General features: G+C 37.2%; 20 protein-coding genes. 9 read left to right on the forward strand and 11 right to left on the reverse strand.

The window, feature by feature from the left end; translation table 11 throughout:
• Nucleotides 1–47: 47 nt before the first annotated feature.
• From H5968_RS02530 to H5968_RS02560, 7 genes are all read right to left on the reverse strand, one after another.
• Nucleotides 48–608 (reverse strand): methylmalonic aciduria and homocystinuria type D protein, encoded by a 561-nt coding sequence (locus tag H5968_RS02530; protein WP_187038679.1) that lies wholly within the window; start codon nucleotides 606–608, stop codon nucleotides 48–50.
• Nucleotides 609–752: 144 nt separating this feature from the next.
• Nucleotides 753–959, reverse strand: coding sequence for a glycogen debranching protein (locus tag H5968_RS02535; protein ID WP_096571641.1), 207 nt, complete (start codon nucleotides 957–959; stop codon nucleotides 753–755).
• A 289-nt stretch (nucleotides 960–1,248) separates the two neighbouring features.
• Nucleotides 1,249–5,016 (reverse strand): PAS domain S-box protein, encoded by a 3,768-nt coding sequence (locus H5968_RS02540; protein WP_187038680.1) that lies wholly within the window; start codon nucleotides 5,014–5,016, stop codon nucleotides 1,249–1,251.
• A 199-nt stretch (nucleotides 5,017–5,215) separates the two neighbouring features.
• Nucleotides 5,216–5,920, reverse strand: a complete 705-nt coding sequence (locus H5968_RS02545) for a DevA family ABC transporter ATP-binding protein (protein ID WP_187038681.1) — start codon at nucleotides 5,918–5,920, stop codon at nucleotides 5,216–5,218.
• Nucleotides 5,921–6,024: 104 nt separating this feature from the next.
• On the reverse strand, nucleotides 6,025–7,206 hold the full coding sequence (devC, locus tag H5968_RS02550; protein WP_187038682.1) for an ABC transporter permease DevC: 1,182 nt from the start codon (nucleotides 7,204–7,206) through the stop codon (nucleotides 6,025–6,027).
• A gap of 148 nt (nucleotides 7,207–7,354) precedes the next feature.
• Complete coding sequence (locus H5968_RS02555) at nucleotides 7,355–8,644, reverse strand: ABC exporter membrane fusion protein (RefSeq protein WP_187038683.1); 1,290 nt, start codon at nucleotides 8,642–8,644, stop codon at nucleotides 7,355–7,357.
• Nucleotides 8,645–8,701: 57 nt separating this feature from the next.
• Nucleotides 8,702–9,280, reverse strand: coding sequence for a TetR/AcrR family transcriptional regulator (locus tag H5968_RS02560; protein ID WP_187038684.1), 579 nt, complete (start codon nucleotides 9,278–9,280; stop codon nucleotides 8,702–8,704).
• Nucleotides 9,281–9,842: 562 nt separating this feature from the next.
• On the opposite strand from H5968_RS02560, the gene H5968_RS02565 reads away from it, so the two are divergent.
• A complete protein-coding gene (locus tag H5968_RS02565; protein ID WP_187038685.1) occupies nucleotides 9,843–11,078 on the forward strand; it encodes an HhoA/HhoB/HtrA family serine endopeptidase in 1,236 nt (411 codons plus the stop codon).
• A gap of 1,265 nt (nucleotides 11,079–12,343) precedes the next feature.
• On the opposite strand, the gene H5968_RS02570 is transcribed toward H5968_RS02565, so the two are convergent.
• Together H5968_RS02570 and H5968_RS02575 are read right to left on the reverse strand one after the other, a co-directional pair.
• Nucleotides 12,344–13,030, reverse strand: a complete 687-nt coding sequence (locus tag H5968_RS02570) for an NYN domain-containing protein (protein ID WP_187038686.1) — start codon at nucleotides 13,028–13,030, stop codon at nucleotides 12,344–12,346.
• A gap of 395 nt (nucleotides 13,031–13,425) precedes the next feature.
• A complete protein-coding gene (locus H5968_RS02575) occupies nucleotides 13,426–13,953 on the reverse strand; it encodes a universal stress protein (RefSeq protein WP_187038687.1) in 528 nt (175 codons plus the stop codon).
• 468 nt (nucleotides 13,954–14,421) lie between these two features.
• On the opposite strand from H5968_RS02575, the gene H5968_RS02580 reads away from it, so the two are divergent.
• Nucleotides 14,422–15,063 (forward strand): phosphoribosyltransferase, encoded by a 642-nt coding sequence (locus tag H5968_RS02580; protein ID WP_096572826.1) that lies wholly within the window; start codon nucleotides 14,422–14,424, stop codon nucleotides 15,061–15,063.
• Between the two features lie 65 nt (nucleotides 15,064–15,128).
• On the forward strand, nucleotides 15,129–15,857 hold the full coding sequence (locus H5968_RS02585; protein WP_187038688.1) for a dienelactone hydrolase family protein: 729 nt from the start codon (nucleotides 15,129–15,131) through the stop codon (nucleotides 15,855–15,857).
• A 163-nt stretch (nucleotides 15,858–16,020) separates the two neighbouring features.
• On the opposite strand, the gene H5968_RS02590 is transcribed toward H5968_RS02585, so the two are convergent.
• Complete coding sequence (locus tag H5968_RS02590) at nucleotides 16,021–16,407, reverse strand: response regulator (protein WP_096571652.1); 387 nt, start codon at nucleotides 16,405–16,407, stop codon at nucleotides 16,021–16,023.
• A 379-nt stretch (nucleotides 16,408–16,786) separates the two neighbouring features.
• Nucleotides 16,787–20,782, reverse strand: coding sequence for a response regulator (locus H5968_RS02595; RefSeq protein WP_187038689.1), 3,996 nt, complete (start codon nucleotides 20,780–20,782; stop codon nucleotides 16,787–16,789).
• Nucleotides 20,783–21,383: 601 nt separating this feature from the next.
• On the opposite strand from H5968_RS02595, the gene H5968_RS02600 reads away from it, so the two are divergent.
• From H5968_RS02600 to H5968_RS02625, 6 genes are all read left to right on the forward strand, one after another.
• On the forward strand, nucleotides 21,384–21,881 hold the full coding sequence (locus H5968_RS02600; RefSeq protein ID WP_096572827.1) for a universal stress protein: 498 nt from the start codon (nucleotides 21,384–21,386) through the stop codon (nucleotides 21,879–21,881).
• A 137-nt stretch (nucleotides 21,882–22,018) separates the two neighbouring features.
• Nucleotides 22,019–22,528 carry a bidirectional hydrogenase complex protein HoxE gene (gene hoxE / locus H5968_RS02605; protein ID WP_096572828.1) on the forward strand — a complete coding sequence of 170 codons (510 nt, stop codon included), beginning with the start codon at nucleotides 22,019–22,021 and terminating at the stop codon, nucleotides 22,526–22,528.
• Nucleotides 22,515–24,119: a NuoF family protein gene (locus H5968_RS02610; RefSeq protein WP_187038690.1), complete on the forward strand. Its 1,605-nt coding sequence runs from the start codon at nucleotides 22,515–22,517 to the stop codon at nucleotides 24,117–24,119. The genes hoxE and H5968_RS02610 overlap by 14 nt, the downstream gene beginning before the upstream one ends.
• A gap of 44 nt (nucleotides 24,120–24,163) precedes the next feature.
• Nucleotides 24,164–24,880 carry a bidirectional hydrogenase complex protein HoxU gene (gene hoxU, locus H5968_RS02615; protein WP_187038691.1) on the forward strand — a complete coding sequence of 239 codons (717 nt, stop codon included), beginning with the start codon at nucleotides 24,164–24,166 and terminating at the stop codon, nucleotides 24,878–24,880.
• A 51-nt stretch (nucleotides 24,881–24,931) separates the two neighbouring features.
• Nucleotides 24,932–25,453, forward strand: a complete 522-nt coding sequence (locus H5968_RS02620; protein ID WP_187038692.1) for a DUF3122 domain-containing protein — start codon at nucleotides 24,932–24,934, stop codon at nucleotides 25,451–25,453.
• Between the two features lie 19 nt (nucleotides 25,454–25,472).
• Entirely contained in the window at nucleotides 25,473–26,018 is a 546-nt protein-coding gene (locus tag H5968_RS02625) for an oxidoreductase (protein WP_187038693.1), read from the forward strand.
• Nucleotides 26,019–26,065: the final 47 nt, after the last annotated feature.

Consider the following 26,065-nt stretch of genomic DNA (forward strand, 5'->3'; position numbering starts at 1 on the left):
GATTTTCAATAGTTGTCACTGCTTAAATAATATGGGAGCAGAATTAACTAAACATCAACTTCCATCCATCCATGTAAAGGAGCGATCGCTTTCATTACCGATACCATAATATCTGGTGGTGCTGCCGAAAGTAACACACTGGGATAAACAGCAGCACCCCATTGAGGATGCACCAGTACACAGCATTTGTTTTTGATCACAGGATAATTTAGTAAAGCTTTAGCAACTGCTGTATCATCATGGGGAATAGGACCGGGATGGGAAAGTAAAGGATAACCTGTACGGGGATCAATTAAATCTGTGACATAACCGCGATCGCGCAAATTAAAAGCCACATCACAACCGAACCGCATAAACTTTTCCCGTAACCTTTCTTTTTCTGTTTCCGTTTCCGCAGTAATTTCTAAAAGTGGGTATTTTGATTGTTGTAAAACAACCACCACCCACAAAAACTGTTGCTGTGTCCAATCTGGTAATATCTGTTCACAGTTGGCACAGATATATTGACTGGGGTTATGAATAGAAATTTGTACAGCTTGTCCCGTTTTGCCAACTAAATTAATGGGATAGCCTGGCTCAGAAGTGCAAACACTGGAATAGTTCACCACATTTAATCTGTTTTTGCAAGTTTGTTTGATTATTCCTTGCTTATGATAATAACTCTGAAAACTTCTAAAAAATCATCAATATTTGATGTCAGGAGTCAGGAGTCAGGAAGAAACAGATTTGAGGTTTTATCAAGCAACTCTAAATTAATTGAGTTTTAAAGCATTGACTGGAACTTCATCCCAAGAATTTACAGTACGTAACTGTGCAACCCAACCATCTGCTTTTTGCTTATCAGTCAACCCTTTTTGAAAGGACTCATGACAATCTTGAGCTTGACTCTGATCACAACAAGCAATACAAGCATGAATCATTCCTGATGGATCAATTTGCTCATTTACCCAAATAGTCATAGCTACCTCTTTTTAAATCTTGTGGTAAACTTTTGGTAAAACTGTTATATCATGTCCATCTGAAAACTTATCATATCTATAGTGATCCAATTTGATTCCTGAAATTATTTGTTTAGGCAGACAAGAGGCAGTCATGCAAAAGGCAAAAGGGTTTTAGAGAATTTCGGTGTACGGAGTTTTGTTCAATAATCAAATAGGAGTCCTATATTACGGCAGGTAATAGGGAATAGGATAAACAGAGGAGAAAAATTAAAAGCAAAATTAAATAACTTCTGCCTCCTGCTGTGATTCAAAGTAAGGCTTGTTGGAGTGTTTCCAGTTTGACAGGTTTAGAGATAAAATTATTCATACCCATAGCCAAACATTTATGACGGGTTTCTGAAGAAATATCGGCAGTGAAGCCAATAATAGTGAGTTGTTGGCGATCGCTGTATAAAGTCCGAATTCTTTGGGTTGTTTCCAGTCCATCCATACCAGGCATTTGTATATCCATTAATATCACATCAAAATGCTGATGTTGCAATATTTCAATTGCTTCTTCTCCACTATCTACTGCTTGAGCTTGGTATCCCAAACGTTTCAACATCAATAAGGCAAATTTGCGGTTTACGGCATTATCATCTACAACCAAGACTTTTGCAGAATTCAAGGAACTTGGTTGAGGATTTACATCTTTCAAAGCTGGTGACTCAACCTTCTTGGCTTGAATATCAAACCGGAATTTACTACCAACACCCAAGGTACTTTCTACTGTTAATTGTCCACCCATGATTTCTACAAACTTGCGACTGATCGGTAGCCCTAAACCAGTTCCAGTTTGCGATCGCCTTCCTGCTTCCGATTGTCCAAAAACTTCAAAAATAGTTTCTATTTCTTCCCCAGCAATACCCACACCTGTATCTTCTACTGCAAAAAGTAAGTGATAACCTTTATCCAATGATTCCATATTTTCCACTACTAGGGTAATACCTCCATGCTCAGTAAACTTAATAGCATTACCCAACAAATTAATCAGCACCTGACGCAACTTAGCATCATCTGTAATAATGAAATCTGGCAAATTTTCCCCCAGTTCCAACTCCAAAGATAATCCTTTAGATTCTGCTTGCTGTCTTAGCATCTTCATCAAAGTAGTTACCAACTGGCGCAGGTGACAGGATTTTTCATTTAAGAAAACTTTCCCCGCTTCAATTTTGGACATTTCTAACACATCATCAATCAGTGAAAGTAGATGTTCGCCACTTTGATTGATGGTGTTAATAAAATCCCTTTGTTCTGCTTGTAGACTGGCATCTTTTTCTAATAGCTGACTAAATCCAATAATGGCATTTAGGGGAGTCCTTAACTCATGACTCATACTAGCAAGAAACTGACTTTTGGCACGGTTGGCAGTTTCAGCTGCCTCTTTGGCCTCTACAAGTTCACGTCTAGCTTGTTGCCGTTCTAGATGTGCCGAAATCGCTGCTGCTGCTGCACTGAGCAAGTTTACCTCTGCCCTTTCCCAAATTTCAGCAGTTGTACAATTATCAAACCCAATAAAACCCCAAAACTGACCATTCACCAACAAGGGTAAGACTAAGATAGCCAAAATTCCCTGGGGTTGTAAAATTTCCCTTTCTGCATTGGGAAAATCACTAACCACACCATTGATAATCTTGCCACTAGAAAGAGTTTTTACCCATCTGGGAAAGAACTGGCCGTAGGGAAAATTTTGCAAGTTAGGGTTATCAATTTGTGAATCAATGCCTTGATTACACCATTCAGATTTTTGGCTTGTCAACAAATTACCATCAGCATCATCATGATTGGCAAACAGATAAACACGGGATGCAGATGATGTTTCTCCTAACCATTGCAGAATTTGTGTGTAGTAGTTAGTGTCAAATTCATTAACTAACAGGTAATTCTGAACATTTACCAAAGTTGAAAGATAACGTTCCCTGACGGCTAAGGCTGCTTCTGCAAGTTTACGATCTGTGATATCTCGACCTACATATTGCATTTCTACAAAGCGATTTTCTTCATCGAAAATCATCCGGTTATTCCACTGCATCCAGCGTACTTCGCCTTTAGCAAGAACTCGATTTTCAATTGTGACAATGGGATTTTGTAGGGATAAATTTCCTACATTTACAAATGCTGAATCCTGTTTATCTGGCAAAATCAATGGTTGGTATGTATGCCCTAAAATATCTTCAGAATTTACACCAAAGTAACGACAAAAAGCATCATTAACGAAAGTAATTTTACCATCAGCATGACTGCGGGCAATTAATTCTGTTTGCAATTCAACAATGGCACGAAATCTGGCTTCCTGATGACGTAATTCGACAGTTTTAGCCGCAATTTGTTTTTCTAGCGCAGCATTATAGTTAGTGATAATCTGTTCGGTTTGTTTGCGATATGTAATATCCTGAAATGTAGTAATGGCATGAGTTATCATCCCATTATGGTCAAAAATTGGCTTTGCCCATACTGCTGTTGGTTTTATCTTGCCATTGCTGTGAATTTCAATTTCTTCAATTTGTATATACTCTCCCTCTAATGCCCGCACAAATGGTAATCTATCTTTAGGATAAAGTTGGTCTGTTCCCATTACATAAAGTTGATCAACCGTAGCCAAATTATCTAAGTCTTGCTCACTAATTGTTTCTATTCCTAGTAAGGATTTAGTAACTTGGTTTAAGTAAACTACAGAACCATCAATTTGATGAATCGCTACTCCTATGGGCAAACTTTCCAAAAATTGGTTAAGTTCTGCTTTACTCTCAGTCAATTCAGTAAATGATTGCTGTAATTGTTCTGCCATTTGGGTAAATGAATCAGACAGTTCACGAACTTCAATAATGGAAGTCGAAATTGGCGATATTTTCTGAAAGTCTCCTTGAGCAATTTGTCTAGCTGCTAAATTTAATTTCAGTAATGGTTGGGCAATTAACTGTGTAGTGAAGAATCCCATTGCTGTGGACAATAAAAAAGCTACACCGCACAAGAAAATGGTTTTTTCAGTAGCAGATTTAATTTCTGCCATAAAATTTGATTCTGGCAAAACGATCACTATCAACCAATCTAAACCAAGATCATCTTGCCAAGGAGAAATGAGAACAAAATATTTTTGATGTTTAATTTTGACTTGTATTTGTTCCTCATTGACAATATTTGTGAAACTGCCCCATTTTTTATGAATTTTTGTCCCCACCTGCCGAATAATTAAGTCTTGACTGTTAGAAACTTGCAATCTTTGTGCTTTACCATTAAGCATTTGAAATGGGCTTTCTTGGGTAGAACTGGCAACTAGCATTCCTGACCGTTCTAGAATAAATGCTTTACCTAAAGATTCTGGTTTTAGCTGTTGCAAAAAATTACTGATGTAAGTTAAACTTAAATCTGTGCCAAGAGCGCCAATAAATTTTCCTTGACGATCATAAAGTGGATAGCTGGCAGCAATTGACATAACTTCTGGATTTGTGTCCCAATTGTAGATTTTGCTCCAGATTGGTTTACCTACTTTCACTACTTGAGAAAACCAAGCTTCGTTTCTGGGTTCATAAGCTTGCACGGCAACTAATTTTGTGCGATCGCCTGCCAAATTTGTATTATATTTATAAGACTTTCCCTGTTCTTTCCCTAGAGGAATTTCTGCAATTTGCGCTATTCCAGTACCGTAATCACCAGCACCAATATATTCGCCTCTCGCTGTAGCAAATTGAATATAACTAGCTCCAAATGTTCGTAACTGTTTGACAAAATACTTACCGGTAGCTGAAAAATTCAATAAGTTCAGTTGTCCAGATTCGTAAGCATCTACATTTAATTGATTGATCTTAACAGGTGTTTCCAAATAATTACTAATTTTCTGCTCAATGCGATCATTAATTTCTAACTGTAAATCAACAACTAGTTTGTTAACTGCCAAGGAGCCGTTTTGATAGGAAAAATATCCCACTAGGGCAACAACACAGACAATTTGTAAAACAAATGGAACTATTAGTATCCGTCGTAATGGTGCTGTCCCTAATTTTTTAATAATCCACTGTTGATCAGTATGGCTCTTCATGTTTTCAACAGAGTACAAATTCTTTGATTATGATTGTCAGATGCTTTAGTCTGACAGGTTGTTTCAGATGGCCGTTTGCTAATAATAACTGAATGCTTACCATCAAATTAGTTTGAGGCAACTATCCCAGAGGAAGTCTCAAAAATCTCAACCTACTGCTGGGATGTAAACACTCCAGACTCAATGAAGTAGTCTATCTCTAGTTCATTTTTCCATCTTCTATATAAATAATCCGATCTGCTATATCTAAAATGCGGTTATCGTGAGTCACAAGCAAAATGGTACAACCTTGCTCTTTCGCTAATTTTTGCATTAATTCTACCACATCCCGTCCTGATTGTTTATCTAATGAAGCAGTAGGTTCATCTGCTAATACTATTTTAGGATGACTCACTAAAGCACGGGCGATCGCTACTCTTTGTTTTTGTCCTCCTGATAAACTCTCTGGATAGTAATCTACACGATCTCCTAACCCAACTTCTTCTAACATGGAAATAGCCTTAGTATTAATATCTTGATTTAAATATTCTTTATGCAACTCTAAGGACATTCTCACATTTTCTTTAGCTGTTAAAAAGGTCATCAAATTATGCGCTTGGAAAATATAACCAATTTGACGACGCAATTTAGTTAACTTGCTTTTACTTGCTCCCCGCATTTCTTGATTTAATATTTGCAAACTTCCTGCTTGAGCAGAACGTAACCCCCCCATTAATGATAATAAGGTGGTTTTACCTGAACCAGAAGGACCGGTCATAATCACAATTTCCCCGGCTTTAATTTCTAAGTTTATATCAAATAATACTTGTTTTTTTAAATTTCCTTCACCAAAATAATGATTGAGTTGAGTAACATGAATTACTGTATCTGAAGCAATTTTTGATTGAGTATTAATTTTGAACATGGTTTGTTGTGAGTATTTTGTGATGGTTTGTAGTCAGCAATTTATTGCCTATTCTTGCTGAATACATCAGGACTAAAGTCCTGACTACGAACTTTTTAGCAACTTTAAAAAATGTCCGCAGGGTCAGCAGAACGAAGTTTTTTCAGGGCGATCGCTCCTGAAACACTACACATAATTACCGTCATAATAAACACTGTAATTGCCCGATCTACTTTCATGTAAATGGGTAACATAGTGGCTGCAAAGGTGAGTTGATATAATCCAAAAGAAAGAAAAAATGCCGGTAAATAACCTAAAATAGCTAATAATAAAGCCTCTTGTATTAAAACTCCTAACAGATAACTATCTGTATAACCCATTGCTTTAAGAGTTGCATATTCTGGAAGATGATCGGAAACGTCAGAATAAAGAATCTGATAAACAATCACAATACCAACAATAAATCCAACTCCTACACCCAAACCAAAAATAAAACCAATACCTGTACCATTAGCCCAATAATTCTTTTCTTTTTGGGCAAAATCTTCTGGTGTTCCTATTTCTACAAAGGGATTTTTAGGATCTGGATTTAATCCTATTCTCAGTTGTGTTTTGATTTTCTCCACATCTGCACCTGGTTGGAGATTAATTAAACCTACTTCAATTTGATCGGGTTTACGTTCAGGAAATAATTGCAAAAAAGTGGAATCACTCGTAATCACATTACCATCAGCAGCAAAGGAAGCACCATTACTAAATACACCTTTAACACTCACAGATTTATTATTCAGTTCTGTTTGAAAATTGCCTGTTTTTTGGAATATTTCACCTACAGCACCATATTCTGGACGGCCAGCTTGATCAAACATCACTTGATTTAGTGGTTTGAGAGCATCATTATTTTTTTGCACTTCTGGAAATTTCAATCCTGGTTGATTCGGATCGACTCCCCAAACTAAAATAGCTCGATCAATTCGTGTTTCAGGATTGCGCCATTGTCCTGTACCAATATAAACAGAATTAACTGATTTTACTCCATTAAAACTTAATGCTTGATATAGTTTATCTCTGGAAAACCTTTTTACAGACAACAAGGTATTAAACTGAGGATTAATCAATACTAAATCTGCGGATAAATTGCGATGTGGTTGAATAGCTGCATCAAACAATGCACTTTCAAACCCCATCTGAATAAAAATCAACATATCAGCAAAGGTAATTCCCGCGACTGCAACAGCTAACCGCGTTTTTTCTTTCATTAACTGACGCAAAGCAAGAGGTGTTTTCAGAAATAGTTTTTTAGTCATTAGTTGTTAGTCAGGAGTCAGGAGTCAGGAGTTAGAATTTAGAAGAGGAAAACATTTTAACCAATTACCAATTACCAATTACCAATTACCAATTACCAATTACCAATTACCAATTACCAATTACCCATTACCAATTACCCATTACCCATTACAATTCAATTGCTGTTTGTACTTGTAAGTTGGTTAAACCTGCAACTTTTTTACTATCTTCAGGAGTGAGTTTAATTTTAACTTCAATAACTCGACTGTCTAAATTTTCCCCTGGTTGGTTACTAAACACATTTTGACGATTGACTTGTAAACCAATTTGGGCAACTTCTCCGAGCAGTTCACCTGTAAATGTAGGACTGATAATTACAGCTTTTTGTCCAATCTTTATCTTACTAATATCAGTTTGATAAACTTCTGCTACTGCTAACATTTGTTCTGTTTGTGCAAAGTCAGCAATACCAGATTCACTTATTTTCTCACCGACACGGGTATGAATTTTGAGAATTTTTCCTGTCATGGGAGCGCGAATAAATGCTGCTTGGAGTTCGGTTTGGGCGCGTTTAAGATCAGCGATCGCACTTTCAACTTCTGTTTGTGCTAAGTTCACATCTACAGGACGAACTTCGGCAATACTGTTAAGTGTAGCTTTGGCTTCGCTAATTTGTTTATTGCTAGTAGTGTTAATTCTATTTAATGCTACTTTTGCTTCTGCTAATTGTTTGGTTGCTGTGGAATTTATACGTTCAATAACTGCTTTCGCTTCACTTAATTGTTGTTTAGCAGTTTCCACATTTAACCGTTTACTATCAATTAAAGAATTAGAAATTGCACCCTCTGAATATAACTGTTGATAACGTTGATATTCTGATTCTGCATTATTTAATTCTGCGGTTAATTTATTAATAGTTGCTTGTTGGGCAATTCTATCACCTTGCCATTGAGCTTCTATTCTGGCAATATTTTGTTGTTGGGCGTTTTTATCCCCTTCATACTGGGCTTTTATTCTTTCAAGATTAGCTGTTTGTGCTTGAATTTCTCCAGTTTTAGCTCCAGCTTTTATTTGCTCAAGTTTAGCTTGGGCAACTCTCACTTGTTTCTCAGCTTGTTGGACAGCATTTTCTAAGGCATAACGGGATGTTAAAATCGCTATTACCTCTCCTGCTTTCACTATATTACCTTCTTTAAAGAGGATTTTTTCTACTCTATCTCCATCTAATGCTAAAGGTGCAGATAGCTTAATTACTTCTGTTTCTGGTTCTAATCTTCCTAAAGCTGTCACCTTACTAGGAATAGCACCAGTTTCTGTTAATTCTCCAGTGGCGGCATTGCCAATTTTACTAAAATTAGAAATACCGTAAATTACAATTCCCGCAGTTATAGCTGTGGCTGCTAAAACCAAAACAATTAACCCTTGTTTTCCTGGTTTCAATAATAATTTATAACTCATTTTTTTGACTCCCCACAATAAAAAAATCTGCGTTTATCTGCGTTCAATTAATGATATTTACCTTTTCTTTGTCTGTAAATAAGCTGTTAACATTTCCCCTAAAAGTTGGCATTGTTCCATAAAATCAATTGTTTCATCACCCCATAATTTTTCCAGAATTACACCGTTGACAAAACTCAATACAAATGATGCTACAACTTGATCTTCAATACCCAAAAATTCACAAGCTGCTTGTTGATATCTTTTGTTAGCACGTTTAAAAACTGTGCTATTATTCAGCATGGTTTTTGAGTCTTGATTTTGACAAAAATCAACCCAAACATAAGTCCATTTAATTAGGTAATCTTCATTGTTGACAAGATAATTACCCAAAGCTGTCATCATTTCTGAAATGTTGTTTTTCCCTCCTAATTCTGCTAAGGCTGCAATCACATCTTGCTGACTAATTTCTTCTACCAGTTGCTCAAATAAAGCTTGTTTACTGGGGAAGTAATGATAAAGCGTACCCGTGGAAACCCCTAAACCGTTAGCAATTTGCCGCATGGTGATAGCGCCATATCCTTTATCGGCAAATAAGTCAAAACACTTGCCGAGTAATTCTTTGCGGTATTGTTCATGATCCACAATTTTCGGCATAGTTGATGTTTTCTTTTTGTTTTGTTGTTTTTTTATATCGAACGGTCGTTATTTTAAGGTAATATCAAAGATAAAATTTTGTCAAGGTATCAGCTTTTAACAAACCGCTATCCGGTTTCCCGAATTTTCAAGTTGGGTAGGTCTTGTATAGTGAAATCAGGTGAGTTGCTATAATCTTAACAGATTTTATAAATTTTTTGGAAAAATTTACATTTGTAGGTGTATCTCACTAAATAGGGTTTGCTGAAAAAGTCCCTTCGTTGAGGCAGGGAATAGGGAATAGGGAATAGTTTTAGCTATCTGTTATCCCCAGATTTTCTAATTTATCAGACCCAAAATGCACAGTTTTTAAGGTATACCCTTCAAAAATCTTGCACTTTCTTTCCTCCTGATCAGCCTCAAACCTTTGATTTACGAGTATTTTGGGTTTATTCAGCAAGCCCTAAATACTGGTGCTGATTAATAACAGCTAAAAAGTTGACCCTGCTGGAATTGGGCAACAAAATCTGCCAAAAAAATATCTACATTAGTAACAACTCTAAATATCCTTTCAGATAAAGAAATGCAAAACCAACCTCAAGACAAAGATAATCTGTTAACCAAAAGCCATGATCATGCGCCTTGGAAAAAAGCAGCGGCTTCTTTATCCTTGGTGTTGCTGGGATCAGGGATGACTTTTGCAGGAGGCTATTTAGCAAATAACCAACAGCAAGTTGCTGAAACTGCATCTAAACTAGCTGTACAAAGTGTAAACGCAGCGCCGCCATTACCAGGAAACATAGATCCGAATTTTGTGACTCAGGTTGTACAGAGAGTCGGACCTGCTGTGGTGCGAATTAATTCTTCCCGTACAGTGCAAAGCCGCCTGCCAGAAGAATTTAATGATCCCTTTTTCCGTCGCTTTTTTGGATCACGATTACCGCAGGGAGGAAACCGGGTAGAAAGAGGTGCGGGTTCAGGTTTCATCATAAGTGCGGATGGTCGTATTCTTACCAATGCTCATGTGGTTGAAGGTGCGGATAGGGTGACAGTCACTTTAAAGGATGGACGGACTTTTCAAGGTAAAGTCGTAGGAAAAGATGAATTAACTGATGTGGCAGTGGTAAAGATTGAGGCGAATAATTTACCGACGGTGACTTTGGGTAATTCTGATCAGTTACAACCGGGACAATGGGCGATCGCTATTGGTAATCCCTTGGGTTTAGATAATACTGTAACTACAGGTATTATTAGCGCCACAGGACGTTCTAGCAACCAAGTAGGTGTTCCTGATAAACGAGTAGAATTTATTCAAACCGACGCAGCAATTAACCCTGGTAACTCTGGCGGTCCATTGCTAAATGCTCGTGGAGAAGTGATTGGTATGAATACAGCAATCATTCAGGGAGCGCAAGGTTTAGGATTTTCAATTCCTATTAATACAGCAAAACGAATTTCTGATCAATTAATCACTACAGGTAAAGCGCAACATCCATATTTAGGCATTCAGATGGTAGGGATCACACCTGAGTTAAAGCAAAGGATTAATTCAGATCCCAACAGTGGTTTAACTGTGAATGAAAATCAAGGAGTATTAATAGTTAGAGTCATGCCCGACTCACCCGCAGCGAAAGCTGGAATACGTGCTGGGGATGTGATTCAAAGGCTAAACGGTGAAGCAGTAACAGAAGCATCTGCTGTACAGAAAGCGGTAGAAAAAGCACAAGTGGGAGGGAATTTACGCTTAGATTTACGTCGCAATGGACAAAGTATTAATATCGCTGTTAGACCTGGAACTTTTCCCACAAATCTCCAATAATTAGAGTGGGCAGGAGGCAGGAGTTATTTATTTTGGATTTTGGATTTTGGATTTTGGATTTTGGATTTTGGATTTTGGATTGTTTTTGCTATCTCCAATCTCAGAGGATGTTGGAAAAGTATTATAATTCATGGAGATACACCCAACCTCCCTTACAAAGCAGGGCGTTTTCATTCTCTAAATTTGCGATCGCTAGAACCGTTTGACCATCAATATTTGGGCTTGTTTTTCATATTAATTAATCAAAAATTAGAAAAAAAAGCCTCTATTGACCTATGGAAAAGGGTTTTGGGGAAATGATTTTGCAATTTACCCCCGATTTGGAAAATGCCCTGCTTTTTCAGGGGGATAATGGGGAATCTGCGGGTGTCAAATCCCACACGAAAAAGTTTTCAAACAACCTCTAAAATCTAAAATCTAAAATTATTTTGCCTCTTATCTTTTGCCTTCTGTTACCTGTTACCTGTTACCTGTTACCTGTTACCTGTTACCTGTTACCTTTCCAAACAGATATGATAACTATTCAAAGAGAGGTGATATAGTAGGAAAAGCTAAGAGCAAAAATAGCTAAAAGCACAGGAATTATAGTATTAGATTCCAGTTGGCGATTTTTGAGGATTTTGAAGCAAGATATGGGAATAATTACCGGCCAGAAAATGGTAGTGATTACAAACATAACAAAGGATAAAAATTTATCCTCTGGTGTATATGTAGGGTGAAGAAGGGAAAACTTTAACCAATTGGTAAAAAAATAGCAAGTCATTAGTAGGTAACTAATCACTAATGTTAATTGGATCTGGGTCACTATTTGCACTCCTAAATGATTTTTTGGTTCTGATTACTTCCTCTCATACATTTTGCGCCAAGTCTTGCACAATGGACAATTATCAATTGATAAGGTAGTTAGGATAGCAATTATACATATAAATGTTAATCAGCTATTCCTTTTTTGGTATAGCACAGGTCTAAAAAAGTGGCAAATAAAATGCAGCATCAGCTACATCCTCAATAGATGTACTAGAACCAGTTAATTTGGAACAGACAAAATAGCTGGGAAAATGCTGACCTCAAAATTCAGGAGTGAGGAGCTGCGGTTTTGAGATAGATAGGGATCTAAACGCTGCAATTAATTTATCGCGTCTGGCTAAGGCGTGAAAGTCTACTGAAGGATAACTGCTCCCATGCTCCCGTTGAAGTAGAAAGTAAAGTCTAGTATTGTCTAGGTTTTATATAGCAGTCAGTAGTTAAAGTAATTAAATGGGAATTTAAAGTTGGGAAGTAGACGAAGACCGATAAGTATAACCGACTTGAGAATCTTTTTGAATGTACTGTTTAATACTGTCGAAATCAATGAAATAATCAGCCACATCAATCAGGCTATCACTGGTCATGCTTTGTAGACCAATTACTTCTACTCTAGATCCCAAGCTGGTAACTGCATTGACAGCATAGGCTAAATCTCCATCTCCACTGACTAACACAGCGGTATCGTAGTAGGGAGCTAGAGTAATCATATCCACAGCAATTTCCACATTGAGATTGGGTTTTTTACCATTCTCGGAAACTGTAAGTATATCTTTGGTGACTACACGATAGCCATTGCGACGCATCCACAACAGAAACCCCTGTTGCTTTTCTTTGCTGGCATCAACACCAGTATAAAAGAAAGCCCGTAAAAGCCTAGAGGTTTGAGTTAAACGACAAAGTAATTTAACATAGTCAATTTCAATGCCTAGTTGCAAGGCAGAGTGAAATAAGCTTAAACCATCAATAAAAATGGCTACTCTACCGCGATTAAGATCATCACCAATGCTCATATCGTTAATAGCCTCTTGTGGCTTGATATCTCGACCTTTGACAGTTGTTTTTATTGCAGCTGGTCCTTGCCAATGTGGTTTTTCTTTAAGTTCTTTATATTCGTTTGTGTTTTTGTGAAGATTAGTAAAATTCATTGATGCCTCGAGATTTTAAATTGGGATGTCTTTGATAAATTGCTATTATCTAGTATAGTCGCTGCTAAGTTCATAACCTTTGTAGTAAACTTAGCAAGAAACTCTCTCCAAAGACGAGTTGCAAATAAACTTAACTTACAGCACTTACAGCAGAATTTAGGAGTCCACAGAGACGTTTGGACTAACTGTCTGTACAGTAAGTAGTGAGGAGTAAACCAGCCTTGATACTTGATTTTGAATCGAAATTTGGGAAAATTTTGTACTTCATTTACCTGCACTGGTGTATTTGGACTTATGGCTGATATTGAAGTGATAACCCAGAATTTGGGAGTATTTCAAGATCCCTGTTGGCACAGGGACAAATATTAAAAAAATATTAAAAAATTCTGATCATTTCAGGTGGAAGTTACTTTTGTATTTTCGGTGTTTTCTATGGTAAGAGGCATGAGGCCTTGTATGGTGAGAACAGAGCAATAAGCATGATGTAAAACGTAGTTGCTGACGCTGCCTAATAAAACTTCACTGATGCCAGTACGTCCCCTGCGACCGACTATAATTAAGTCAGCTGGCCAACTTAAAGCTAATTCACAGATCACTCGGCCTGCATCACCTACTGTTTGGGTAAATTCAGTTTTGACACCTGCCTTAATTGCCGTTTGAGTTAGCGATCGCATCCAATCTAGTCTATCTTGTTTTAGTTTATCCCAAGCTTGCATATATTGATTAATAGTTTCAGTATGCAAGGTAGGATAAATTGTTTCTGGTTGCAAAAATATGGGATTGATGTAAGGATCTTCTAAGGGGGATAGAACGTGAAGCAACATCATTTCTGCCTCACTTGCCTGAGCCAAAAATAGAGCTTGATCAAAAATATACTGACTTCTTTCTGAGTTGTCGAGAGCAACTAAAATTTTGTGAAACATAGTTAGTCTTCCTTGGGGAGTATTTTAAATCTATACCTATTGTGGTTTTTATCTGATATAACTTCGGCTATATTGGCCATGTTAATCAATTTTTGGGAAATATGCAGGAATAAATAATAAATCATCAACTCGCTGAGTATCAATATTGTAAACTTGTTGTAAGAATTCAGGAGTCAGGAGTCAGGAGTCAGGAGTTAGGAGTCAGGAGTCAGGAGTCAGGATCAGAATTTTTAAATCAGGAATTAGGAATGAACTGATTCGAGATTTTATAAGAAAATAGGCTGTATCTTTAACAGTGCAACAAGGATCACAAATTTAAAAGTTTTCTGTCTGTTACGAAGATTTACAAAAATCATAGGTAATAGTTAGGGGAAAAGATTGATTACCAATCACCAATTATCAGTTACCCATGCAAAATCCTTGCAGCTAAAATCCGAAATCCAAAATCAGTATCAGGAGGTGATGGTGATGGTGTTAAGATTTCGCAACCGTAAAGAAGCAGGAAAAATGTTAGCGCAAAATTTGACCGCTTATGCTAACGAAGAAAACTTGTTGGTGTTAGCTTTACCGCGTGGGGGTGTGCCAGTGGCGTTTGAAGTAGCGAAAGCTTTAAATGCACCTTTAGATGTTTGTATAGTGAGAAAATTGGGTGTACCTGGTCATAAAGAATTGGCAATGGGGGCGATCGCTTCTGGGGGAATAGGGGTACTAAATTCTGATGTGATAAATACGTTGGGAATAGATAAAGAAGCGATTCAGGCAGTTGCGGCTGAGGAGTTGCAAGAATTACAGCGGCGCGATCGCACTTATCGCGGGGATGCTCCACCTCTAAACGTCGAAAATAAAACTGTGATTTTGATAGATGACGGTATTGCTACTGGTTCAACTATGCGTGCTGCTATTGCGATTCTTCAACAACAACAACCTCAAAAAATAGTTGTTGCTATACCAGTTGCACCGGCAAGCACTTATAAAGAATTGCAGTCAGAAGTAGATGAAATAGTGTGTTTGCAAATTCCAGAAATCCTCTCTGCGATTGGATTATGGTATGAAGACTTTGCCCAAACTACTGATGAGGAAGTGAAAGAAATTTTAGATTTGAGATTTTAGATTTTAGATATTACCAATCACCAGTCACCAATCACCAATCACCAATCACTTAAAAGGTTAAACCAATGAAAGCTCAAGAATCTGGGAATGTTTTAGAGCAAATAGTTACTATTGAGGTAGGACTACTAAGACTCAAAGGAGAATTAGTTGTACCGCCAGAAGCTCAGGGAATTGTTGTATTTGCTCATTGTAGTGGCAGTAGTCGCTATAGTAGCCGCAATCATTATTTAGCTCATTTGTTGCGTCAGCAGGAAGGATTGGCAACTATATTAATAGATTTATTGACGGAAGAAGAAGATGCAATTGATCAGCGTACTCAACATTTACGTTATGATATTAGTTTTCTGGCTTCGCGGTTAATTACCGTCACAGACTGGTTGTTTGAAAATACCCTGACTCGTGATTTAAAAGTTGGTTACTTTGGCGTAAATAGAGGTAGTGGGTCAGCATTTTTAGCTGCATTAGCTCGTCCGATGAATGTGGGGGCGATTGTTTGCCGTAGTGGTTATACTGATTTGGTAATTGAAAGTCTTGGTTATGTACAAACTCCAACTTTGTTAATTGTTGGTGGTAATGATTGTGCGATAATTGCCATGAATGAGGATGCAATAGCAGAAATTCCCACCCAGCATAAACAATTAGAAATTATTCCTGAAGCCAGTCACAAGTTTAGCGAACCTGGTGCTATGGAGGAAGTAGGAAGATTAGCGAGTCAATGGTTTAAATATTATCTTTCACCTGTGGAGGAAAAGGAATTGCATTTACACGCAATGTCGTTATTAATTGATAATTGACAATTGATAATTGATAATTGTTTCATTCAATGTTAAAAACCTCCCCTAAGTTCATTCCTCAATTAAATTCAATTATTTCACTTAGTCTCTGATTGAAAACACTTATAGTTAAGATTCAGCTAAGGAAATAAGAGTAAATCAATAGTTGATATAATTAATTGTTTTAATTTTCCAAATTCCAACCCAAGGCAGATGCGACTTGACCGGCTAATTCTAGAGGATTAAATGGTTTGGCGATCGCACTTTTCATACCTAACTGAGCATAGCGACGACGATCAGCGGCTTGAATTTTGGCAGTTAACAAAATCACAGGAATTTCTTTTGTATTTGGATTTGCTTGTAAATTTGCAAAAGCAGCAATTCCATCCATATCTGGCATCATGACATCTAGTAAAATAGCATCTGGTTGATGATTTTCTGCTTGTACTATTCCCTCTTTCCCAGAACTAGCTGTCAGCACTTCCCAACCTGCAACAGTTTCTAAACAAATTTTAGCTACTTCTTGAATATACTGCTCATTATCAACTACTAAAATTCGCTTTTTGTTCATAATTTCTATCCCCTGATAAATTTTGGATTTTAGATTTTAGATTTTAGATTTTGGATTTTAGGTCAGCTAACAGCCCTCAGCTATTTACCTTGAATATTGAAATACAAAGAATGAAAAGAAATAGATGTAGATAACATTCATGAAATCAAAACTTCAAAATCCTTACTATTGCAGCTATTAGCTGATTACTGATTAATGATAGCTGAATACTTACGATTTTAGATTTTGGATTTTAGATTGGGAATGTGAGATACTGACGTTGATTGTAACATCATTTTCATGCTCTGACTCCTGCCTCCTGACTCCTGCCTCCTGACTCCTGACTCCTGACTCCTGACTCCTGACTCCTGCCTCCTGCCTCCTGCCTCCTGCCTCCTGACTAATGATTATGGGTAATTCTTTGTAGCAGATCCATCACCCGTTGTTCAAATTCTTGGGTAGTAACTCTTCCTTTAGTCAAAAATTCTGTATGTCCTAATTTTAGTCGATGGCGTTCCGAATCATCCAAATCCTTAGCAGAATAAACAACTACGGGAATACTAAAAAGTTGATTATGTTGTTTTAACCAATCTACAACTGTAAAACCATCACTCTCTGGCAAGATTAAATCAAGAATTAGTAAATCAGGATTTACCTTTTGACTGAGATGAATAGCTTCTCTACCAGTTTTAGCCAGGAAAGTTTCAATATCATGTCTAGCAAACAAAGTTGCTAATAAATCTGCCAAATCATGATCATCTTCAACAATTAAAATCTTAACTTTGCGAGAAGGTTCAGATACAAATTTTCTCAAGGAATTTAACAGGGAATTTTCCTCTACTGGCTTGCTTAACCAATCAACAAAATTAGCACTAGGTTGATTATTTTTATTGGGTTTGTAGACACTACAAATCACAATTGGTATATCCTGAGTATCTGGACGTTTCTTTAATAGTGCCATTGTTTCCCAGCCATTCATACCGGGCATGACTAAGTCTAATACAATGATATCGGGATGTTGAGCAACGGCTTGAGCGATCGCCTCTTCACCACTATCTACTGTAATTACCCGATATCCCCCTTGTTCCAATAAGTTTTTTAATTCACCACGAATTACCGCATCATCATCACAAACTAAAACCAAAGGAGAATGCTGATTATTAATGATAATTTCTTCAGTTTCTTCAGTGGCTAAATTTTCTAATTCAAGTGTTTGATCAATCTGGCAAATTGGCAGTGTAAAATAAAAACTACTACCTTTGTTTAACAAACTTTTTACCCAGATTTGTCCGCAGTGCTGCTGTACAATACTCTTACAAATCGCCAACCCTAAACCAGTACCATCGTGGTTGCGTGAATCTGAAGAATCAACTTGTTGAAATCGTTCAAAAATACTATCTAACTTATCAACTGGTATTCCCCTTCCAGTATCTGTAACTGTCACCAGTACCTCATCTTCTTTTAATTCTGTCAACAAAGAAACTGTAGCCCCAGATGTGGAAAATTTAATCGCATTACTCAACAAATTTGTTAAAGTTTGAATAATCCGATCCGGATCAGCCCAGAGTTTTACAGATACACTAGAAATAGATAATTTTACCCCAGCTTTATTGGCTAGAGGCTGCATAATATTCACAGCCGAGTTAATTAAATCTTGTAAATTACAAGTTTCCCGTTCCATTTTGACTTTACCCGACTCGATGCGCTCAATATCGAGAATGTCATTAATTAATCTTACTAAACGCTCGGTGCTATCAGTGGCTATTTGCAACAAGCGTTTACCCTGTTCTGAATCTGTTGGTAATAAACCACTAGCTAACATTCCTAAAGATCCGTGAATTGATGTTAGGGGAGTACGCAATTCATGACTAACAACAGAGACAAATTCATCTTTCATTTTTTCCACTTGTCTACGTTCAGTTATATCTCGCAATATTACTGTGTAAACACATTCTTCACCCACTTCTAATTTAGAAATAGAAGCTTCTGCGGGAAATTCAGTACCATCTTTGCGGCAACCAAATATTTCTCTTCTTTCTCCCATTCTGCGAGCAGAACCTGAAGATTTACCAAAATCAAATACATGATGGCGATGTTGTTCAGCAAAGCGCATAGGTAAGAGTAAATCTAGTTTTTCTCCTAGCACTTCTTGAGCAGAGTAGCCAAAAATCTTTTCTGCACCTTGATTAAATAAAGTAATTTTTTGATTACTATCAATAGAAATAATGGCATCATCAGCTATACTTAAAATGCCTTCAAATCGAGTTTGAGAAATTCGCAGAGCTTCCTGTGTCCGTCGTCTTTCATCGAGTTGTGATTGTAATTGGTGATTAACAGTAATTAACTCGGCTGTACGTTCTGCTACTCTTAATTCTAGTTCGTCTTTAGCTTTGTGCAGTGCTAATTCTGTTTGCTTGCGTTGAGTAATATCACGAGCAAATATTTGGGCTGCTGATTGACCTTGGTAGGTGAGAGAAGCAACCACTATTTCTACATGAATTTTCCTACCGTCTAATCTGACAAACTTAACTTCATGCAGGGAAATTGATTGTTTATTGATTTGGATATTTTGCAGTTCTTTGTTCATTTCCCTTTGAAAATCGGGATGTACAAAGTCAATAAATTTCTTACCTAATAATTCTGCTGTTGATGTAACACCAAAAAGTTTCATTGTGGCACTGTTGACAAAGACAAATTTATCTTGACTGACAATCAAAATTGCTTCTGGATAAACTTCGACTAAATTGTGATAACTTTCCTGAATAAATCTACTTTGATTTTCTAGGTTATTAACTTGCTTGTTTCGATTTTGCGCCATTCTTCTTAACAGTTTCACCCGTTCTAATCTGTTAATAATGCGGTTAACTAGCTCCGATCCTATGATGGGTTTGCTGACAAAATCATCAGCACCTGCGCTAAAAACTTGATTCACTATTTCGACATCGTTATGGACAGTAAGAAATAAAATTGGTAGTTCACTACCTTGGGGATTGTTGCGAATCATTTGACATAATTCAATCCCATTTGTACCAGGCATTTCTATATCCAAAATTAGCATATCTGGCTGGACGCTTTGCCAAGTTTGCCAAAAATGCAGGGGATAATTAAGTGGAATAATTTCCATTCCCCAAGGTGTAAGTAATGTTTGTAATAATGCTAAAATTTGTGGGTCATCATCTACGACTAATATTTTGGCTTTAGAGGTTGTTTGGTCTAATGGTTGTGGTAAATTTAAAGAATGTTTATGGTTATTATTATGGCAGGGTAGATTTTCCTGATTTTTGCTATCAATTTCTTGACGGAGTAATTTAACCCAATTTTTGAGATTGGTTGTATCACTTGTAGTTAGGGTTTTACCAGATTTGAGTAATTTTTCAATTTTTCTCGCTAATTCTGAACCATTAGGTAAACCAAAAGTGCCTAAAGATCCTGCTAAAGTGTGGGCTTCTTTAATAGCCTGTGATAGCGCAAGTGATGAATTTTCAGTTTGCACTTCTGAGTTTAAGCTTGAATTTAAGCTTGAATTTACAATTTGTTGTACTGCCCGTTCTATGATAGTAACTTGTTCCTCTACCCGTCCACGAAATCGCTGCCAAATTGCCCCAATAGCTGTAAGAGTTTGCTGAGATTTTAAATTGCTTTTCTCATCCTTTAATACCCCTGTTTCTCCTGTTTCTTTCGTCTTTTTATTTCCCCTGTTTCCTAATTGCTCTCCTTCATCTTCCTGGGGTTTAAGACGATAACCAATACCATATACTGTTTCTACTAAATCGTGAGGAGCTCCCGCTGATTTTAGCTTCATACGTAAACCTTTAATGTGGGTGCGAACAGCTTCTTCTCCCGGTGTGTCTTCATAGGACCAAAGATGCTCTAAAATCATGCCACAGCTAAAGACTCGGCGATTATTTCGCATCAAGAGTTCTAACAAAGCATACTCTTTTGGTGTGAGTGATAGAAGATTTTGCTGATATGTTACTTCACAGCTACTGGGATCTAATCGTAAATTTCCCCACTCTAATACAGGTTGCGAGGCGATGCTTCCCCGTCGTAATAATGCCCTAACACGAGCTATAAGTTCTTCTTGATTGAAAGGTTTAACTACATAATCATCAGCACCTGCATCTAAGCCAATGGCTTTATCGTGAGAGCTATCACATCCTGTTAATAATAAAATCGGTACTTGCCGACCACTAGAGCGGATTTTCTTACATAAACTAATACCGTCCATTTTGGGTAGTATAACATCTAAAAGAATTAAATCATAGTCGTAAGTTTCGACTAAATCCCAGCCTGCATCACCATCATTGGCCACTTCTACTGCATAATTTTGCTCAGTGAGAAAGGTGGTAAGTGCATAGGCATTTAACTGGTCATCCTCGATCACTAAAATCTTCATATTAAAAGCTTCCCTAATCTAGTAGCTTTAAAAGCTGGTAATAGTGGAAAACAACTTAATATTAAATTATGTTTTCCTAGATATAATTTAAACAAGTTTAACTCTATACATTAAATAGTAACATAGTAACATTGATGTAGAAATATAAATTTATATCAAGCTGAAAATATATATTCTGTAATAATTCGGTGGTAACAAGTCAGAATAATTGATAAATCAGTAGATGATGAAATATAAATTAAATATAAATTAAATATAAATTAAATATAAATTAAATATAGCGTGGCGTTAGCCATACGGTACAGAATCTAAATTGAAACCTATACACAAAGCCAGTTTTACTCCTGACTCCTGCTGTAATTAACCAATTTCTCAGATGAATACTGACTGAATTACCAATAATCTATCCTCACAAGTTCCTCAAATTGTTTGCCTATAAGCATAAGTGTAAACCAAGTCACAGGGCAGGTGTGAAAAATTAACGAATTGTGAAGATTAGTGTCAAGAAATCCAAATGAAATAAACATATTTTGACTAACCAAGAATCTAGAAAGCAGAAAGAGCTATTTTCAATAATTGGCGAGCTAAGATGGAGGTAGCAATGTTTAACAAAATTTTAGTTGCATTGGATCGCTCGGACATGGGAAAACAAGTTTTTGAACAAGCCGTGTCTTTAACAAGGTTAACATCAGCCAAATTAATGCTATTGCACGTTATATCACCTGATGAAGACGGTATTCATGATGTAATGGTTAATTCTCAGATGGATTACTATCCAGGCTGGGGTGATGACAGCATCAAAAGGTACTTGCAAAAGCTGGAAGTGCATAAAGACGAGGGTTTGGAAATGTTACAAAAATTCTGCGCCCAAGCAAATTCTGAGAACATTAATACTGAATTTTCGCAAAATGTTGGTAGTCCGGGTAAAGTAATTTGTAACTTTGCCAAAGAATGGAATGCGGATTTGATTGTGATTGGACGACGTGGACTTTCTGGAATCACCGAATTTTTAATCGGTAGTGTTAGTAATTATGTTTTACATCATGCACCTTGTTCTGTGTATATTATACATTTTGAGGGAATAGGGAATAGGGAATAGGTGACAGGTGACTGGGGACTGGGGAAAAAATTTTAGATTTTAGGTTGAAGTTAATGAAATACAATCCAAAATCCAAAATCCAAAATTGAATCACCAATTACCAAATATCAATTACCCAATATCAATTATCAATGATTATGAAAACTACAGATTCACCTCCTAAGAATCATCCGAGTGGAGATAAACGTTTGAAAATGTTGGACGCAACTATCAAACGGCATCAATATCAACAAGATGCACTGATTGAAATTCTCCATCGGGCTTCAGAATTATTCGGTTATTTAGAACTAGATTTATTGTTGTACATTGCCCACCAATTAAAATTACCACCTAGTCGGGTTTATGGGGTAGCAACTTTCTATCATTTATTTTCCCTTGCGCCCAAAGGTAAACATAATTGTGTAGTTTGTACAGGTACTGCTTGTTATGTAAAAGGCGCACAAGCAATTTTAACAAGTTTAGAAAATACCACCAAAATTAAAGCTGGAGATACAACACCTGATGGGGAAATTTCCCTGTTAACTGCAAGATGTTTAGGTGCTTGTGGTATTGCACCAGCGGTAGTTTTTGATGGTGCTGTTTTAGGAAATCAAACTTCAGAAACAGTTTGTGAAAAAGTGGGAGAATGGCAGAATGGAACTAAATGAATTATTAGAAATTGCCAGAATAGAACGTTCTCAGGCGAAACCTGTACAGATTCGTTGTTGTACTGCTGCGGGTTGTTTGTCTTCTGGTTCTCAAACGGTGAAAGATAACTTAGAAAAATCTGTAAAAGCTGCGGGTCTAGAGGATCAAATTCATGTTTCTGGTGTGGGTTGTATGCGGCTTTGTTGTCAAGGTCCTTTAGTTCAGGTGGATCAAGAAAACAACAAAGAAACGAAACTTTATGAACAAGTTACCCCAGAGGATGCAGCAAAAGTGATTGAGGCTATGCAGGGTAAAGAAACAGATTTAAAAGAGCAAGATTTGAGCCAACCATTTTTTACGAAACAATTACCCATTGTGTTAGAAAATAGTGGTAAAGTTGACCCGGATAGGATTCAATCTTACATTGTGGAAAATGGTTATCAAGCCCTTTACCAAGTGCTAAGAGAAATGAAACCTACTGAAGTAGTAGAAACTATTACTAAAAGTGGGTTAAGAGGAAGGGGAGGTGCTGGTTATCCCACAGGTTTAAAATGGGCGACAGTGGCAAAATCTCAAGGTGAGAAAAAGTTTGTTATTTGCAACGCGGATGAAGGTGATCCCGGTGCATTTATGGACAGGAGTGTATTAGAAAGTGATCCTCATCGAGTATTAGAAGGAATGGCGATCGCTGCTTATGCTGTGGGGGCAAGTCAAGGTTATATTTATGTGAGGGCAGAATATCCCACCGCTATTAAAAGATTAGAAACTGCTATTCGCCAAGCCCAAAGATTAGGACTTTTAGGGTCACAAATATTTGAATCACCCTTTGATTTTAAAATAGAAATTCGTATTGGTGCAGGTGCGTATGTTTGTGGTGAAGAAACAGCATTAATGGCTTCTATTGAAGGTAAACGTGGTGTTCCTCACCCCCGGCCACCTTATCCGGCGGAATCTGGTTTATGGGGTTATCCCACCTTAATTAATAATGTAGAAACCTTTGCGAATATTGCCCCAATTATGAGAAATGGTGCGGAATGGTTTGCGAGTATTGGCACAGAAAAAAGTAAAGGGACAAAGGTTTTTGCACTAGCTGGAAAAATCCGCAATACAGGGTTAATAGAAGTACCTATGGGGACAACTTTAGAGGAAATTGTTCAAGAAATGGGTGGTGGTGTTCCTGATGGTGGTATTGCTAAAGCAGTACAAACTGGAGGACCTTCCGGGGGATGTATACCTGCGTCAAAATTTGCTACACCTGTAGATTATGAATCATTGACTGCTTTGGGATCAATGATGGGATCTGGTGGGATGATTGTCATGGATCAAACCACAAATATGGTAGATGTGGCGAGATTTTTCATGGAATTTTGTATGGATGAATCCTGTGGAAAATGTATTCCTTGTAGGGTGGGAACTGTGCAACTCCATAATTTATTAGTGAAGATTGGTGATGGTAAAGCTGCACAAGCTGATTTGCAATTATTAGAAGAATTGTGTGACATGGTGAAATATACCAGTTTATGTGGTTTAGGACAGTCTGCACCAAATCCAGTTTTTAGCACTTTGCGATATTTTCGAGATGAGTATTTAGCTTTGATAATTGATAATTGACAATTGACAATTGATAGTTACTAATTGCAAAATCTAAAATTCGTATGACAGTAAAAACATTAACAATTAACGGGCAAATGATTAGCGCCCGTGAGGATGAAACCTTACTAGAAGCAGCACAGGAAGCGGGTATACATATTCCTACACTTTGCCATTTAGAAGGTGTGGAAGATGTGGGTGCTTGTCGTTTGTGTTTGGTAGAAATTGCTGGTATGAATAGACTTTTACCAGCTTGTGTTACCAAAGTTTCTGAAGGAATGGAGGTGAATACAAATAGCGATCGCCTCCAAAAATACCGCCGGACAATTATCGAAATGTTATTTGCCGAAGGTAATCATATTTGTTCTGTTTGTGTTGCTAATGGCAATTGTGAATTACAAGATTTAGCCATAGAAATGGGCATGGATCATGTACGTTTAGAATATCAAAATCCTCAATGTTCTGTTGATACTTCTCATGATAGATTTGGCATAGATCATAATCGTTGTGTGCTTTGTACTCGCTGTGTTCGTGTGTGTGATGAAATTGAAGGCGCACATACTTGGGACATGGCAGGTAGAGGATCAAAATCTCACGTAATTACTGATTTAAATCAGCCTTGGGGAACTTCTCAAACTTGTACTTCTTGTGGTAAGTGTGTAAATGCCTGTCCTACAGGTGCGCTGTTCTATCAAGGTTCTAGTGTGGGAGAAATGGTACATGATCGAGGCAAAATTGAATTTTTAGTCACTGCCAGAGAGAAAAAACAATGGAATGTTTAGAAGGTTGGGTATCGGGGAATATTTCCTACCAATTACCAGGAGGTAAAACCAATGTTAAACCGTATTGGCAACATCTTTTTACGGTTGCTATTCCTGGGGATCTGGACAACATTGATATTCCTGGGTTTAGGCAGTTTCACCTTCCAGACTGCAATTGCTGTTGTTACGCAAATAGAAGAAACTCCAGGAGAAGTTCTTTATCGCTCACAAACAAAATTAGATGATAACTTAGGTAAAGTTTGGCAAGTTGTTTTGTTTAAACAAGTTTACCCTGGGCAAACATCTAATATTAATTTGCGCTTAGTTGGTTTTCCTGGTTCTGCGGAATTAATTCACCCCCAACCGTTAAGAATTACCTCAAAAACTGGTCAAATTTGGAACGCTCCTGATATATTTTTAGATGAAGCACCAGCGCCCACAATTGGTCAATATAATTTCACTGAAATATTGCCCCAATTACCGACCGAACCTTTAAATTTGGCAATACCTTTACCTGGTGCGAAGTCTATTGATATTTCAGTTCCAATTAATGTTGTGAAAGAATGGAAAATATTACTTACAAGTAACAAATAAAAAATAAAAAGGTACAAAGATGGATAAAATAAAATTAGCAACAGTATGGTTAGGTGGATGTTCTGGATGTCATATGTCCTTTTTAGATTTGGATGAATGGTTAATAGATTTAGCCGCCCAAGTTGATGTAGTTTATAGTCCCATTGCTGATATTAAAGAATATCCCGAAGGTGTGGATGTGGTATTAGTAGAAGGGGCGATCGCTAACGAAGAACATTTAGAATTGGTCCACAAAATTAGGAAACGCACCAAAACAATTATTTCCTTTGGAGATTGCGCTGTTACTGGAAATGTAACCGCTATGCGTAACCCAACAGGAAATGCAGATGTGAGTCTGCAATTAGCTTATATTGAAGGTGCAGATGTTAATCAACAAATACCCCATTCACCTGGTATTGTTCCACCCTTAATTGATAAAGTTGTACCCGTTCATTACATAGTACCAGTTGATATTTATTTACCCGGTTGTCCTCCTTCAGCCTCTCGCATTCGTGCGGCACTTGAACCATTATTAAAAGGAGAAATACCAGTAATGGAAGGACGGGAAATGATTAAATTTGGGTAATCCAATGTTCAATTTTCAATTTTCAATTTTCAATTTTCAATTTAGTC

Source organism: Sphaerospermopsis sp. LEGE 00249 (assembly GCF_014299995.1).
In the GTDB taxonomy this organism is placed as follows: Bacteria; Cyanobacteriota; Cyanobacteriia; order Cyanobacteriales; family Nostocaceae; genus Sphaerospermopsis; species Sphaerospermopsis kisseleviana.